Here is a 13316-nt window from a genome sequence, read left to right as displayed (position 1 = left end):
TCACCAATTAGCAAAGAAGCTCATGAACAACCAAGGCAATCTTTTTAGCCAATAGAGGGGGTACGGCATTCCCGACCTGAACGTACTGCTGAGTCCGGTTTCCCTCGAAGAAATAATTGTCAGGAAACGTCTGAATCCTGGCGGCTTCACGCACCGTAAGGCTGCGGCACTGGGCAGGGTCATAGTGAATGAAGTAGTGCCCGTCCTTTGAAATGTGACTGGTTACCGTGCTGGCCACTCTGTGGCGAGACTGCACTTTAAATCGATCTGCAAAGTGACCACTTTTCCAGTTTTTATGTGCGGGCGCCAGTTCATCTGGATAGTCCGCTGACCTGGGAGATAGGCCTTCGTTTATCTCCGCATAGCAGCTGGCATAAAAGTACCTGTGCAGATCCTCCGGCATATGATTTCTTGCCTGATGATTTGGGACGCCCTCCAGCTCTTTGTCCAAGTACCATTTCTGTAAGGCTTCAGGCATTCGTTGTAGATTCTTTTCGGCTTGCTCTACAAATGGCAGGCCTTGGCCTGGATCCACACTAGGTCGACTGCCAGCTTCCCGCGCATATTTCTTCGCCGCATTTCGGAGCGCGGGTGTTAAACTCGCATGGCCTTCGGCCTTTTTCAGATTATCGAGCCATGCCTGATAATCGTTCTTCAGAACCTTGGTTTGGCCGCTCCTCAGAGAGGGAAGGTCATATAGGACTTGGTCGGCAGTTATTAACTCGTTTGTCTGCCACTGTCCGAGGAGTCGGCTGCTGGGTACTTTATGCTGATGGTCTCTCCTCACGCCCAGAATTATGACTCGATGGCGAGCTTGGGGGATGCCAAACTCTTCTGCTCGAATAACGAAGTCTTTACCTGAGTATTTAGCACGCCCTTTACCTATTTCCACCGCCAATGGGTAGAGATCGTATTCAACGTCACTGCCATGATTGCCAACAGCTTTTCCGGGGTGCCGTAAGTCCTTCTGGATCTCCTCGAAGATAGGATTTCCATTCACCTTGGCTGTCAGGATGCCCTTTACGTTCTCCATCACGAAAACGTCAGGGTTCACAAGGTCGAGTACCTTGAGGTATTCCTGATAAAGGAAATGCCTGGCGTCTTCCTCTGGTTGATAAGACTTGTTGCCCTTATTTCTGGCCCTCCCGACTAACGAGTAGGCCTGGCAAGGGGGACCTCCAATAACGACTGTTGGCCCCTTATGATTTTTGAGAGCGTCCTCTATTGCCTGAAAAATTTCATCGTGGTCTTCGCTGCCGAGAGCTTTTGGCCCACCCAGGGTTTCATCCTTTGCTGCCTGGAGCTGCTCAAGGTACTCGCTGAAAACTTCGTCCAGGTCACCCCTGCCGCCTGAACGGACGTAGTCGTAATATTCCTTTGGCACTTCTTTGCCTCGAAACTGGCGAAAGAATGCTCTGAGCGTTAGCGTTTTATGCGCGTTGGGCTCCATTTCTACGGAGGCTGCGATTTGAAATGGGAAATCTCCGTTCTCGGTCTCAAGAGCTGAAAATCCTTCCCCTAAGCCACCGGGGCCAGCGAAAAGATCAATTATTTTGATTTGGTTTTTCATGAGATGATCACCGAGATTTGGTGGCGCACTAGCATACCAGGCCTTTGAATGAATTCCAGGTTTTAATATCAGATGACTGACATTGTTGATAAGCATACACGCTCACGAATGATGTCCGGAATCCGTGGCAAAAACACCAAGCCGGAGCTTGTTGTTCGACAAGCGCTGCATGCTAGGGGATTCCGGTATCGCCTTCATCGTAAGGATCTTGCCGGGAAACCAGACATTACGCTTCCGCGCTACAACGCTGTGGTTTTCATCAATGGGTGTTTTTGGCACGGCCACAGCTGTCACCTGTTCAAATGGCCTAAAACTCGGCCAGAGTTCTGGCGTTCAAAGATTGGTGCTAATCAGGAGCGTGACCGCAAAAGCATCGAAACACTGCTGGATCAAGGCTGGCGGGTTTTCATTCTGTGGGAGTGTTCAATAAAGAACGCACGCGCTGAATCCCTTGCGCCAGTCATCGACGAACTATCAAGCTGGATAACTGGGTTGAGCTGTTTTGGTGAAACCAGCCCAGCTCGGCCATGAGTTTTCTCAGCTAAATGAAGCTTCGATATCAATGTAGTCTGCAGCGCTTCCTTTTCGACCTGATGCTAACCACATACTGAGAGCATCTGCGACGGCATTGAAGTGGTCGCATATTTTCTGCACATCCCAGTCCCACTCATAAAAGCTGCCAACTTTGGAGCCGTGTAGGGCTTCGTCCAGCAGATACATGTTGTGATCGCAATAGTCTCCAATCGTGGCAAAATCAGGAATGTCATCGGGTAAAAAGTTGAATTTAATATCCCGCTCTATCCAGGCGTGAGCGACGAGCACTCGATAGCGGATTACGTCCTCGGGTGTAACCGTGTCCGGGTTTGGAATCGGGATATTGAGACGAAGAGTTCTGTCGATGCCTTCATCCAGAACGCTTTTTGAGGTTTGAAGTTCCTTCTTCATGGGGGCTCCCTATAATGAATACTGTGTTTATGTACAGTACTCTGGGGAGTTAATGTTTGCAACGTTAAAAAGCCGCCCAAGTCACAAATTCGGGCGGCTTTTTCATCATGATTTTATTGGCAAAGCGTTGGGTTTTTGAAGAACCTGAGACCTTCAGGTTTTAGCCGAGAATCAATCAATGCAACTTCATCCTCGGCTGCATCGCCCGGCTAATCTTATCCATAAACCAGATCACGCCCGTGCGCAGAAAACCGTGCACCGCCACCTGGTGCATGCGGTATAGCGATACATAAAACAGCCGGGCTACCTTGCCTTCAATGTACATACTACGGCCAGAGAGGTTGCCCATCAGGTTGCCTACGGCGGTGTAGTGGCTGAAGTTGATCAGCGAGCCGTAGTCGTTGTACACGAAGGGTACGGCATCTTTGCCTTCCAGCCTGTTGCACAGAGTTTTAAACAGGGTGTCGGCTTGTTGGTGTGCAGCCTGGGCGCGGGGTGCTACGGGGCGGTCAGAATCTGGCTGTGGGCAGGCGGCGCAGTCGCCAAAGGCGAAGATGTCTGCATCCTGGGTGGTTTGCAGGGTCTGGTGCACTATTAGCTGGTTGCTGCGGTTGGATTCGAGCCCATCAAGGTTGGCCAAAAACGCAGGCGCCTTGATGCCGGCGGCCCAGATGGTCATTTCCGAGGGCAGTTCGGTGCCGTCTTTCAGTATCACAAGGCCGGGGCGGATTTCGCTTACGGGCTGGCCGTTGAGTACTTTCACATGCTGGCGGCTCAACTCTTTTGTGGCGGCTGCCGATAGCCTGCCCGGGAGTGCGGGCAGAATGCGGTCGGCGGCTTCAATTACGGTAATGGATACATCAGAGGCTTTCAGGTGGTTCATGCCGTATACAGGCAGTTCCCGTGATGCCGTTCGCAGCTCTGCAGCCAGCTCAACACCTGTGGCGCCTGCGCCTATAATGCTTATATTGAGCGCGTGAGCCCCGCCTTGCATGGCTTCGTGGTTTTTTCGCAGAAAGGCGTTGAGCATCAGATTGTGGAAGCGCCGGGCCTGTTTGAGGCTGTCCAGGAACAGGCAGTTCTCTTGTGCGCCCGGGGTGCCAAAGTCGTTAGCGGTACTGCCCACGGCAATCACCAGTGTGTCGTACTTCAGGCGGCGTTCAGGTACTACTTCAATGCCGTCCTCATCAACAAAGGGCGCGATGACCAGCTCTTTGGCTTGGCGGTTGAGGTTGTTCATGCGGCCGAGTTGGAATTCGTAGTGGTGTTTGCGGGCGTGGGCCCGGTAGTTCACTTCGTTTGAGTTGGCGTCCAGCGAGCCAGAGGCTACTTCGTGCAGGAGGGGTTTCCACACATGGGTCAGGCCGGCATCAACAAGCGTAATGCGGGCTTTGCCCTTTTTGCCGAGTTTTTTACCCAAGCTGGTAACAAGCTCGAGGCCGCCGGCACCACCGCCGACCACCACAATGTGATGAAGGTTATCCATAGCGTTCAGACCTTTAAGTAATGAAAGCCAAACGCTCTTGCGGAAAAACGCTTGGCTGTCGTCACTGGGGCTAGCTTACAGGTAGGATACGGGTGCTGCGGGGATAATACTAACGCGCGCCGGGCAGGCTGCACAATTGGTCGGAAGGCCCATTAATCATTTGAAATACAGCAAGAGACAGGAAGATATGAAAGTAGCAGTTTACTGTGGTTCCCGTTCAGGTAATGAGCCGCTCTATATTGAAAAGGCCAGAGAGCTGGGCGAGTTCTTCGGTAATAACGGGATAGACCTGGTGTTTGGTGGCGGGCATGTTGGCCTTATGGGCGTTGTTGCTGATGCGGTATTGGCAGCCGGAGGCAAGGTTTTTGGCGTGATTCCGCAGCATCTGGTTAACAGGGAGCTGGCGCATCCGGGTCTTACAGAGCTTTTTGTTGTAGACAGCATGCATGAGCGCAAAGCGAAGATGGCAGAGTTGGCCGATGGTTTTGTGGCGCTGCCAGGGGGCATTGGCACACTGGAAGAGATCTTCGAGGTGTGGACCTGGGGGCAGCTTGGTTTTCACAGAAAGCCCTGCGCTTTCTATAATGTGAAAGGGTTTTACGACGCGCAGCTTGAGATGGTTAAAACCATGGTGGCTTCCGGATTCGTCAAGCAGCAATACCTCGACATGATTGTGTTGGCCGATACACCGGCGGCGCTGATTGAGGGCTTTAATGGCTACACGGCGCCGCAGGAAAAGTGGACCTGAGGCGGGATGCACGCCCGGCACCTTTTCGGCGGCAGGGCTTTCCCTTTGCAGGCAGTCTTCACCAGCGGTCGAGCTGGAGGCCATGTTGTTCAAGGTATTCCCCATGCTCTTTCAGGTAATCTTCAACCCATGTCGAATAGTCATTTTTTTCATCCTCAAAAGGCACGGCTTTATACCGCCCCACTTCGATGGCCGTCTCCGCCCAGTTCATAATCCACAGGACAACTGTACCACCAGGGGCAAGCCCTAAAACCAGGTTATATCGAGGTAAGTTATGGTGTTTCCCCCATTTATTTACAGGTGCGGGTTGCTCCATGCGTTCACGCAGGGCTTCGGGATCCGGGATATGGATCAACCGCGTATAGGGTTGCTGTTCGGCAAAGGAAAACCAGGTGACGTGGATGTAGTCGGGCATGGGTTCCAGCTTGCCGCCTGACCTTCCGGGAGCTCTCCAACAACAGCTGGTGATACCGACCGGCCACCACCAGGCGCGCTCACCTGTTGCTTCAAACCTTAGTTGCTTAACCCAGGCATCGTAATGGCGTGGGACGGCCACTCGAGCACTGTAAGTTACTGGTCGATCCCACTTTGGAGTACTGGCCAGAGAGCAGCCAACCGATAAGGCGCTTGTGCAGAACACAATGAAGAGTATCGCGAGCTTATTGATCATTGGAGCCCCTTATTGGGATGCACGCCCCGCACTTGGTCGGAGGCAGGTTTGAATGGGAAAAGTGGCCCGGAAACCTGGTAATGGGCTGAATGGTGAATATAGCGCTGGCGGAGCAGAGCTTCCTCTTTAACAGGCAGTTTCAGGGGCCGACCTTCGTTGATGTGAAGGGTGATGCGGGTGGCGATGGATTGGAGTTCGTCTGGAAGGACGTATTTCTCCACGTCGGGGTTCAATTTTTTAAACGGAACGCCCGAATCTTTTGCTAGCCGGTACATCTGCCGCAAGGCAATTCGGGAATATTCAGCCTGTACCCTTCGATCCAGCCAGAGGCGGAATTGCAGTTCCACTTCCCCCTCTTTCAGCTGCCGCCGATACGCTTCTTCAATGGTTAGTGTGCCGCCCGGGTTGTATGGCCCCAACCAGCCTTCGCTGACTATGCGCTTGCGATCCATCAGGATTCTTGTGTACTCATAACTGTCTCTGGGGAAGCGGCCAGTAAACCTGCGGGGCAAGGCTACCTGAATGCGTTCATGGAAGTTATTCGGGTATCCGCCACCTATGTCGGAATGGGCACCGGGCAGCACCCACTCGTCAAAGTGACCCGGCAGGCTGCCATCCGGCGCTCGTAGGCTGTTGAGGGAAAAGTTGTGGCGCCATTCATCCCGGGCGGTCAGATGCACGGCCCGCTTCACCGCGTCGGCGGCAATGTCCACGCGCACCTTGCCATTATGAGCATTGTGGGCTGAAAAGTCGGCGTCCAGTATGTCTACAACGGCTGCAACAGTGTCAAACAAGCCCAGAAAACGAATGGTCACCGTTTTCGGCCAGACAATGCCATATTTCTGGAATGCCAGGCCCAAAGCACCGCTGGCACCGTCCCTTACTTCATTCACGAAATGCCGGGCAGTGGCCGCACCCCGGCTGATTCCGTTTTAGCGAGAATACCACGCTCGCCTGTACCAGTTCCCATAGCCCAGGCATCGTCCTCTTTCCCGGATTTTGTGCCTACGCCAGAAATATAAACAGGAACGCGGTGATTCTTCTCGTCACGAGTATTCTCAGAGAAGGGTTGATACAGCGTGTGAAGCTTCGCCACATTAGTCTCAGCATTCAGATAACTCCCCTCCATCAGCTGTGAGATTTCAGCACTACAGGTTGCCTCACTGATGGCGCCCGCAGCCTGAGCGGTCAGGCACTCATCCACTTTCCGCTCAAAGGCACCGGTGTTATCGCTGTTGTTACCGGTGCCGTCGAAGAAAATGCCAGCTTCAACGGTCACTTTGGTGCGCTGGCCGCCTTCAGGGTGCGTCGAGGCCTCATTTTTATCCGGGGTTGTGCTTTCCAGGCCTGCGTCTACCAGCGCGCCCTTGGCTTTGGCCCGTTAAACAAAGCCCGCAGGGTCTGTATTCAAAGCCTGTTTGGTCTCGGGGGTTAGCTGTCCCTGGCTGTCCAGCGCCCCTGCCTTGGCAAAATCCACTACTGGTGCTGTGGAGGTGGCTAGGCCCAGGATAAGGCGGGGTTTGCCGGTGATAATCTGTCCGCCGTGGTCTGTCGGGCTGCCCATGTGGGCCAGTGGGCGGCCGTCCAAAAAGGCCAGAGGGTAACCTTGGATGATTTTCGCGCCACAGCCGCAGGCATCGCCCACCCGGGCAATGGGCACGCCATCCAGGCTGGCGGTCGCGCCGTTGGCGATTATGGGGCTGCTACCGTGGCCGGGGATGGGGCAAACGTGGGTGTCGCCAATGCAGGCGACCTTGAGGTTGCTCATGGGGGCATTCCTTCCTTGGGTGATGACCGGTTTAGTTCCGCAAACCGGCTTGTATCTGTAAGGGAAAAGATTATACGGTTTTTTGGGGCGTTTCCATGAGCGGCCATAAGAACTTGGCCAGGGCACGTCGATTTGGGCTCAAAGCCGGATTACCTTGCTCATTATCTGCTTCCAGCCAATAGGCAGGCGCTTTTCCAGGCTGGCAAGTGCAGGATCCTTCGGGTGTATGGCCTCAAAGGGTTTTTTGCTGGCATACACAATGGTGTTGTTGGTTTTGCTCTTGAAAGCCAGTAACACGGCAAAGTGCTTTTTCAGCTGGCGGAAGTAAGGCCCGTCCGGATCTGGTGGGCGATGGTAGTTCAGTGCGAGCCAACCATTGTCGCTCAGCGCCCGGCTGCAGCCTTCTACAAACTGGCGCTGCGCCTGTGCGGGGCTCATGCGGTCTGCGCTGTACAAGTCGGCCAGAATCAAATCGGTGCTCTTTTCAGGGATGTTGCTCAGGGCATCGCGGGCGTCGGCAATGGTTACGTTCAGGCGCTCACTTTCGGGCAGGTCAAAGTACTCCCGGGCCACGTAAAGCACAGCCTCTCGCAGTTCAATTGCATGTATGTGGCACTCAGGAAACAGGTGATGAAAGGCGCTGGCCATTACACCGCCACCAAGCCCCAGTATGGTGACGTGTTGCGGGGTTTTGAAGGCTGCAGGCAGAAACATGGCGCGATTGTATTCGTGCACGGGAACGTGGGGGTAGCGCCTGTCGATCTTGCTTTGTTCAAACATTGAGTTGAAGGTCAGTACCCGATGTTTGCGGTAATCGATCACCAGAATGCTGCCGAGCTTATCCCGGCTGTGATGAATAATATCGCCTGTGTTGAACATACGATGCTCTTGGAGAAGGCCGGGCTAGGGGCTCAGGAGTTTAACGGTGGCTTGGGAATCTGTCGCGCGGGCAAGGCTCAGTGCCGTATTGCCTTCTTCATCCTTTAATTCGGGATTGGCGCCTTTTTCCAACAGGAGTTGTACCGTATCCGCATGGCCGTTGCCGGCAGCAAGCATCAGCAGGCTTTTGCCGTCGCTGGTGCGCATGTTTGCGGGTACACCTGCGTCCAACAAGGGGCGAAGCATTTGTGTGCCACCGTTGCGGGCCAGTTCAAAAATCCCCTGGGCAAAGGCAATGGCGTCTTCATCCAGTTGGCTTTCGGGTTGTTGAGGCTGGCCGGGCTTGTGTTCGCTCATCTGGGCTCCATCTAAATAATTGCTGAACAGTTGTTGTAGACATGAGTACGATACCGTTGATACAACCTTTTATCACAGAATGAGTTAGCTTCAGGCACAATCGTTGTAATAGAACGACGCTAATAACAGCAATAACTGACAGGAGAAAGCACCATGAAACTGAACGTTGAGGGGATTGAAGAGGGTAAGCCGATCCCGGATCTATTCGCGTTCGGCGTGTTCCACCCGGAAGATCGCATGAGTTTTGGTCCTAACCGGAACCCGGGAATGTCCTGGGAGGGTGAGCCAGAAGGCACCAAAAGCTTTGTGGTTATGATGTTCGACCCGGATGTACCCAGTGTGGCGGACGATGCAAACCAGGAAGGCAAAACCATTTCAAAGGATATTCCACGGGTGGATTTTTTCCACTGGCTACTGGTGGATATCCCGGCCCGCATTAGCCGCATTCCTGAAGGCGAAGACAGTGATGGTGTTACGCCAAAAGGCAAAGACAGCGCTGATGGCGTGTTTGGCCTTCGCGGGGTGAATAACTTTACCCAGTTTTTGGCAGGCAACCCTGACATGGCCGGCACTTACACCGGGTACGATGGCCCCTGCCCACCCTGGAACGATGAGCTGCTGCACCACTATCACTACGAAGTGCATGCGCTGGATGTGGAGTCCCTGGGGCTTTCTGGTGAGTTTGATGGCGAGGCGGTGCGCAAGGCCATGAAAGGTCACGTATTGGCCAGTGCCCGGGTAACCGGAACCTATACGCTGAACCCGGATTTACGTTAAAGCCGATCGGTAATGGGCAGCTTATAAGTCTGCCCAGTCGATGGCTCTGAAATCGAAGTTGTTTTCCAGCGTTGGTTTGATTATCTGGAAGTACGGCGATGCATCGAAGTCCCTTGGTGTAAACAAGGATGTTTGCCGGATTCGGTAGTGCTCACGAATGCAGTCCCGGCAGTTGGGGTCGTCAGAAGGAATGGTGTCTATGGTCGGAAGTATGGGGTAGCGCAGGCGCTGGAAACCCTCCGCAATAAACGTGGAGCATATCGTACGTGTTGGATCGCCGCTGCCGAGGGATAGTAATTTGTGTCTGTGCCTTGAAGGAACCGGTGGCGTCTGGATGAGATAGCGCGCCAGATCAAACACATTTTTCAGATCGTACCGGTTGCCCAGTCGGCTCAGGGCGTAGTCGGTAAGCATGCGAATATCGTCGTCATCCAGTCCTGCAGGGCGGCAGATTCGGGTATGGCTGTTGCGGTAGAAGGATAGGGGCAGAGGGCGAATGCCAACCTCCAGGTCTGCCTCAATCAGTGTGTGGGGCTCGCCATCTTCTGATGTGCCCAGGCCGGCATCGGGCCCCAAATAGAGAACCGCATGAGACCAGGTGGATTGGGTCAGATATTTTATTGCAACGCTGATGCGTGTATCGCCCTCCACAAGCAAAACGTCTCCGGGCATGAGAGCCTTTTGCAAAGCTTCATAAGTTGAGGTGGCCACAGAGTGCTGCGCTACCTGCTTGGTGAGGTAGGCGGCGAGATGCTTCGCAAGCCAGTTCAGAAACATTCTTCACTCCGGTTTTGATTATGTGTTTCCAGTCGTGGTCACGTTTCTCAAATTCATTTCCCATGCGCTGTAACATTCGGACAGTGATCCTGTCACAGCGATAGGCGTATTGTTGTATACCCTTCTTACAGGCATAACCATGAATCGAAGCAAGCTGATACTGATACTTATCATTGTGGCCGTTATTGGTCTTTTTATTGGTTTTGACGGCCATAAACTGCTGACGCTGGCTAATTTGCAGTCCCATCAGGCGAGCCTGGCACAGTGGATTGAAGCAAACCTCTTGCTGGCGGTTACAGGGTATACGGCTATCTATGTGGTAGTGACGGCTCTTTCCCTGCCCGGCGCGGTTATTATGACTCTCGCAGGTGGTGCATTTTTTGGCAACATCTATGGGCTGCTGGCAGTTTCACTAGCCTCTACGGTGGGCGCTTCCCTTGCCTTTCTGGTGGCAAGGTTCCTGATGCGCGACACTCTGCGGTCTCGTTATCGCGATACCGTGGCGAAAATGGATCGCGGTGTGGAGAAAGACGGCGCTTTCTATCTCGCCACCTTGCGGCTGGTACCGGTATTCCCGTTTTTCCTGATCAATCTGGCCATGGGCCTGACGTCAATGAAGCTGCGCACCTATGCGCTGGTAAGTTGGGTGGCAATGCTGCCTGGCACATTCATCTATGTGAACGCCGGAACCCAGCTGGGTCAGGTTCAGTCTACGTCCGATATTGTGTCTGCCGATTTGTTGATCTCCCTCGCCTTGCTGGGCATTTTCCCGTTGATTGCCAAGTTCGTGGTGGGTTTTATTCGTCGTCGCCGTGTTTACGCTGGCTGGCAAAAACCGGAATCCTTTGATTACAACATGCTGGTGATTGGTGGAGGGTCTGCCGGTTTGGTGACGGCTTATATTGCCGCTGCCGTAAAAGCCAAGGTGGCGCTGATTGAAAAGCACAAGCTGGGAGGCGATTGCCTGAACACTGGCTGTGTTCCGTCCAAAGCACTGATTCGTAGTGCCAAAGCCGCCGATACCATGCGCCATGCCAACCGTTACGGGCTGGAATCTGTGCCTGTGAAGGGCTCCTTCAAAAACATCATGAGCCGGGTGAAGGAAGTGATTGCCAAGATAGAGCCCCACGATTCCCCCGAGCGCTATCAAAAACTGGGTGTGGACTGCATCTTTGGTGAGGCCAGTTTCGTATCTCCTTGGGAGCTTGAAATAAAACACAATGATGGCCGCACTGAACGCCTGACCGCGCGCAGCATCGTGGTTGCGACCGGCGGCAAACCGGCCATGCCTCCGATACCCGGGCTGGCGGAAATGAGCCCGCTGAATTCAGACAACCTGTGGGATCTGGAGGAGCAGCCAGAGCGGCTGCTGGTTCTGGGCGGGGGGGCTATCGGTTCGGAACTGGCCCATGCGTTTGCAAGGCTGGGTAGCCAGGTGATTCAGGTGGAGCGGGATGACCGCTTACTGGCTAAAGAAGACGTTGATGTGTCTGATGTGGTGAAAAAGCAGTTTGAAGCCGATGGCATTGATCTGCGCCTGAACCATGCGGCCACAAAATTCTGCATGGAAGACGGTGAGAAAATTGCCTACTGCGATCACAAGGGTGAGCAGGTGCGTATTCCGTTCGATCAGGTGTTGGTGGCCGTGGGCCGCGCAGCGAATACGCGAGGCTTGAATCTAAACCGGATTGGCATTGAACCCCTGCCTAACGGCACTGTGCCAGTAGACGACGACATGAGCATGCGATATCCCAACGTATTCGCCTGTGGCGATGTGGCTGGGCCATATCAGTTTACTCACGCGGCGGCGCATCAGGCCTGGTATGCGGCGGTAAACGGCTTGTTTGGCCAGTTCAAGCGCTTCAAGGTGGATTATCGGGTGATGCCCTGGGTCACTTTTACCTCGCCGGAAGTGGCTCGTGTGGGCCTGAGTGAGGCGGAAGCGAAGGAGCGGGGTGTGGCTTACGAGTTAACCCGCTACGGCCTGGACGATCTCGACCGGGCGATTACCGACAGCGAAGACTACGGCTTTATCAAAGTGCTTACGCCGCCGGGCAAGGACAAGATTCTTGGTGCGGTGGTAGTTGGCGCCCATGCCGCTGAAATTCTGGCGGAATTTACGCTGGCCATGAAGCATGGCCTGGGCCTGAACAAGATCTTGGGCACGATTCACCCGTACCCCACCTGGAACGAATCAGCCAAGTACGCTGCGGGTGAGTGGAAGCGTGCCAATGCGCCCGAGACGGTTCTCAGGTTGCTGGAAAAATTACACGGTTGGCGACGTGGCAAAAGTCCATGCAGCTTGCCCGACACTTCAAACGTGACGCCGTAATGTCACCGAATCAAGGAGCATCCATGCCCCTGACTGAAACACGACCTGCCAGGCAGCGCATACCCGCGGTAGAAGTGCGGGCACCCAGAGGCCGCGACAGCTGGACCCACACTCGCAATGGCGACCCTCGGGGTTACATTGATGCGGACAAGCTGAAAGAGTTGTGGATTCACACGGGCACCGCCTGCAACCTGGCTTGCCCGTTCTGCCTGGAGGGCAGTCATCCCGGTGATGGTCGTATTCCTGGCATGAAGCTGAGCGATGTGAAGCCGTTTATCCACGAAGCCATTGATATGGGCGTGGAGCAGTTTTCCTTCACGGGTGGCGAGCCGTTCGTGATACGCGATTTTGTGAATATTCTCAATTATGCCAGCCAGCACCGGCCCTGTTTTGTGCTGACCAATGCCACTGAGCCGTTACTCAAGCGCCGGCATCAGGTATTGCCTTTGCTGGATAACCCCTACCCGATTCATTTCCGAGTGAGCCTGGATTTTCCTGATCGTGCCCGTCACGACAAGGATCGCGGTGAGGGAAGTTTTGATCAGGCGCTGGAGGGGATTCACTGGCTGATTGAGCAGGGGTTCAAGGTTTCGATTGCCCGGCAGACGGATACCAATGAGGTGCCGGCAGATGTGGAGGCGGCGTTCCGTGGGATTTTCCGTGAGTGGCAGATTCCGGAAAATCTGGCGTTTACGGCGTTCCCGGATTTGGGTACGCCGGGTTCTGAGGATGGTAGTCCGGAGATTACTGAGGGGTGCATGGAGAAATATCCAACGCCTCAGAGTCGTGCTCATTTCATGTGTACCTATACGCGGATGTTGGTGAAGAAGGGCGATTCGGTGCGGGTTTATGCTTGCACGCTGGTGGATGATGACCCTGAGTATGATTTGGGTGGGTCGCTGGCGGAGAGCATGGGTGAGCGCATTATGTTGCGGCATCATCGGTGCTTTTCTTGTTATCGCTATGGGGCTAGTTGTTCGGCGCCGGGTTAAACGAGGAAATAACAA

The 13316-nt window shown here is 54.1% G+C and carries 15 protein-coding genes; 5 read left to right on the top strand and 10 right to left on the bottom strand.

Annotation, left to right across the window (positions count from 1 at the left end):
* Positions 1–7: 7 nt before the first annotated feature.
* On the bottom strand, positions 8–1666 hold the full coding sequence (locus tag RG807_RS05950) for a DNA cytosine methyltransferase (protein WP_309044077.1): 1659 nt from the start codon (positions 1664–1666) through the stop codon (positions 8–10).
* On the opposite strand from RG807_RS05950, the gene RG807_RS05945 reads away from it, so the two are divergent.
* The gene (locus tag RG807_RS05945) at positions 1643–2101 is read left to right on the top strand and encodes a very short patch repair endonuclease (RefSeq protein WP_309044076.1); all 459 of its coding nucleotides are present in this window, start codon (positions 1643–1645) and stop codon (positions 2099–2101) included. The two genes, RG807_RS05950 and RG807_RS05945, sit on opposite strands and share 24 nt — an antisense overlap.
* Before the next feature lie 6 nt (positions 2102–2107).
* Here the strand turns inward: RG807_RS05945 and RG807_RS05940 are convergent, their stop codons facing one another.
* Positions 2108–2515, bottom strand: coding sequence for a hypothetical protein (locus RG807_RS05940; protein WP_309044075.1), 408 nt, complete (start codon positions 2513–2515; stop codon positions 2108–2110).
* A gap of 175 nt (positions 2516–2690) precedes the next feature.
* A complete protein-coding gene (locus RG807_RS05935) occupies positions 2691–4001 on the bottom strand; it encodes an NAD(P)/FAD-dependent oxidoreductase (protein WP_309044074.1) in 1311 nt (436 codons plus the stop codon).
* Positions 4002–4188: 187 nt separating this feature from the next.
* On the opposite strand from RG807_RS05935, the gene RG807_RS05930 reads away from it, so the two are divergent.
* The gene (locus RG807_RS05930) at positions 4189–4749 is read left to right on the top strand and encodes an LOG family protein (protein WP_309044073.1); all 561 of its coding nucleotides are present in this window, start codon (positions 4189–4191) and stop codon (positions 4747–4749) included.
* Between the two features lie 58 nt (positions 4750–4807).
* Here RG807_RS05930 and RG807_RS05925 read toward each other — a convergent pair whose 3' ends face one another.
* The 6 genes from RG807_RS05925 to RG807_RS05900 all read right to left on the bottom strand — a co-directional run bounded on the left by RG807_RS05925 (position 4808) and on the right by RG807_RS05900 (position 8423).
* The gene (locus RG807_RS05925) at positions 4808–5419 is read right to left on the bottom strand and encodes a DUF2931 family protein (RefSeq protein ID WP_309044072.1); all 612 of its coding nucleotides are present in this window, start codon (positions 5417–5419) and stop codon (positions 4808–4810) included.
* Positions 5416–6312, bottom strand: a complete 897-nt coding sequence (locus tag RG807_RS05920; protein ID WP_309044071.1) for a phospholipase effector Tle1 domain-containing protein — start codon at positions 6310–6312, stop codon at positions 5416–5418. Before RG807_RS05920 ends, RG807_RS05925 begins: the two co-directional genes overlap by 4 nt.
* Positions 6309–6698 carry a hypothetical protein gene (locus RG807_RS05915; RefSeq protein WP_309044070.1) on the bottom strand — a complete coding sequence of 130 codons (390 nt, stop codon included), beginning with the start codon at positions 6696–6698 and terminating at the stop codon, positions 6309–6311. The genes RG807_RS05920 and RG807_RS05915 overlap by 4 nt, the downstream gene beginning before the upstream one ends.
* 102 nt (positions 6699–6800) lie before the next feature.
* Entirely contained in the window at positions 6801–7187 is a 387-nt protein-coding gene (locus tag RG807_RS05910; protein ID WP_309044069.1) for a PAAR domain-containing protein, read from the bottom strand.
* Between the two features lie 138 nt (positions 7188–7325).
* Positions 7326–8066, bottom strand: coding sequence for a spermidine synthase (locus RG807_RS05905; protein ID WP_309044068.1), 741 nt, complete (start codon positions 8064–8066; stop codon positions 7326–7328).
* 24 nt (positions 8067–8090) lie between these two features.
* A complete protein-coding gene (locus tag RG807_RS05900) occupies positions 8091–8423 on the bottom strand; it encodes an ankyrin repeat domain-containing protein (protein WP_309044067.1) in 333 nt (110 codons plus the stop codon).
* A gap of 153 nt (positions 8424–8576) precedes the next feature.
* Between RG807_RS05900 and RG807_RS05895 the strand changes: the two genes are divergently transcribed.
* A complete protein-coding gene (locus tag RG807_RS05895) occupies positions 8577–9200 on the top strand; it encodes a YbhB/YbcL family Raf kinase inhibitor-like protein (protein ID WP_200370679.1) in 624 nt (207 codons plus the stop codon).
* Between the two features lie 21 nt (positions 9201–9221).
* On the opposite strand, the gene RG807_RS05890 is transcribed toward RG807_RS05895, so the two are convergent.
* Positions 9222–9977 (bottom strand): C40 family peptidase, encoded by a 756-nt coding sequence (locus tag RG807_RS05890; protein ID WP_309044066.1) that lies wholly within the window; start codon positions 9975–9977, stop codon positions 9222–9224.
* Positions 9978–10116: 139 nt separating this feature from the next.
* Here RG807_RS05890 and RG807_RS05885 point away from each other — a divergent pair, with 139 nt between their 5' ends.
* Both RG807_RS05885 and RG807_RS05880 read left to right on the top strand, forming a co-directional pair.
* Complete coding sequence (locus tag RG807_RS05885) at positions 10117–12309, top strand: dihydrolipoyl dehydrogenase family protein (protein ID WP_309044065.1); 2193 nt, start codon at positions 10117–10119, stop codon at positions 12307–12309.
* Positions 12310–12332: 23 nt separating this feature from the next.
* The gene (locus RG807_RS05880) at positions 12333–13301 is read left to right on the top strand and encodes a radical SAM protein (RefSeq protein ID WP_200370675.1); all 969 of its coding nucleotides are present in this window, start codon (positions 12333–12335) and stop codon (positions 13299–13301) included.
* The last annotated feature ends 15 nt before the right edge of the window (positions 13302–13316 follow it).

Source organism: Marinobacter sediminicola, from assembly GCF_031157525.1.
In the GTDB taxonomy this organism is placed as follows: domain Bacteria; phylum Pseudomonadota; class Gammaproteobacteria; order Pseudomonadales; family Oleiphilaceae; genus Marinobacter; species Marinobacter sediminicola.
The sequence above is the reverse complement of the archived record's forward strand: the minus strand, read 5'-3'. Positions and strand labels throughout refer to the sequence as shown.

Bases quoted from the DNA above. Each gene is read 5' to 3' on its own strand.
- RG807_RS05945 (WP_309044076.1), top strand. From the start codon at position 1,643: ATGACTGACATTGTTGATAAGCATACACGCTCACGAATGATGTCCGGA.
- RG807_RS05950 (WP_309044077.1), bottom strand. From the start codon at position 1,666: ATGCTTATCAACAATGTCAGTCATCTGATATTAAAACCTGGAATTCAT.
- RG807_RS05940 (WP_309044075.1), bottom strand. From the start codon at position 2,515: ATGAAGAAGGAACTTCAAACCTCAAAAAGCGTTCTGGATGAAGGCATC.
- RG807_RS05935 (WP_309044074.1), bottom strand. From the start codon at position 4,001: ATGGATAACCTTCATCACATTGTGGTGGTCGGCGGTGGTGCCGGCGGC.
- RG807_RS05930 (WP_309044073.1), top strand. From the start codon at position 4,189: ATGAAAGTAGCAGTTTACTGTGGTTCCCGTTCAGGTAATGAGCCGCTC.
- RG807_RS05925 (WP_309044072.1), bottom strand. From the start codon at position 5,419: ATGATCAATAAGCTCGCGATACTCTTCATTGTGTTCTGCACAAGCGCC.
- RG807_RS05910 (WP_309044069.1), bottom strand. From the start codon at position 7,187: ATGAGCAACCTCAAGGTCGCCTGCATTGGCGACACCCACGTTTGCCCC.
- RG807_RS05905 (WP_309044068.1), bottom strand. From the start codon at position 8,066: ATGTTCAACACAGGCGATATTATTCATCACAGCCGGGATAAGCTCGGC.
- RG807_RS05900 (WP_309044067.1), bottom strand. From the start codon at position 8,423: ATGAGCGAACACAAGCCCGGCCAGCCTCAACAACCCGAAAGCCAACTG.
- RG807_RS05895 (WP_200370679.1), top strand. From the start codon at position 8,577: ATGAAACTGAACGTTGAGGGGATTGAAGAGGGTAAGCCGATCCCGGAT.
- RG807_RS05890 (WP_309044066.1), bottom strand. From the start codon at position 9,977: ATGTTTCTGAACTGGCTTGCGAAGCATCTCGCCGCCTACCTCACCAAG.
- RG807_RS05885 (WP_309044065.1), top strand. From the start codon at position 10,117: ATGAATCGAAGCAAGCTGATACTGATACTTATCATTGTGGCCGTTATT.
- RG807_RS05880 (WP_200370675.1), top strand. From the start codon at position 12,333: ATGCCCCTGACTGAAACACGACCTGCCAGGCAGCGCATACCCGCGGTA.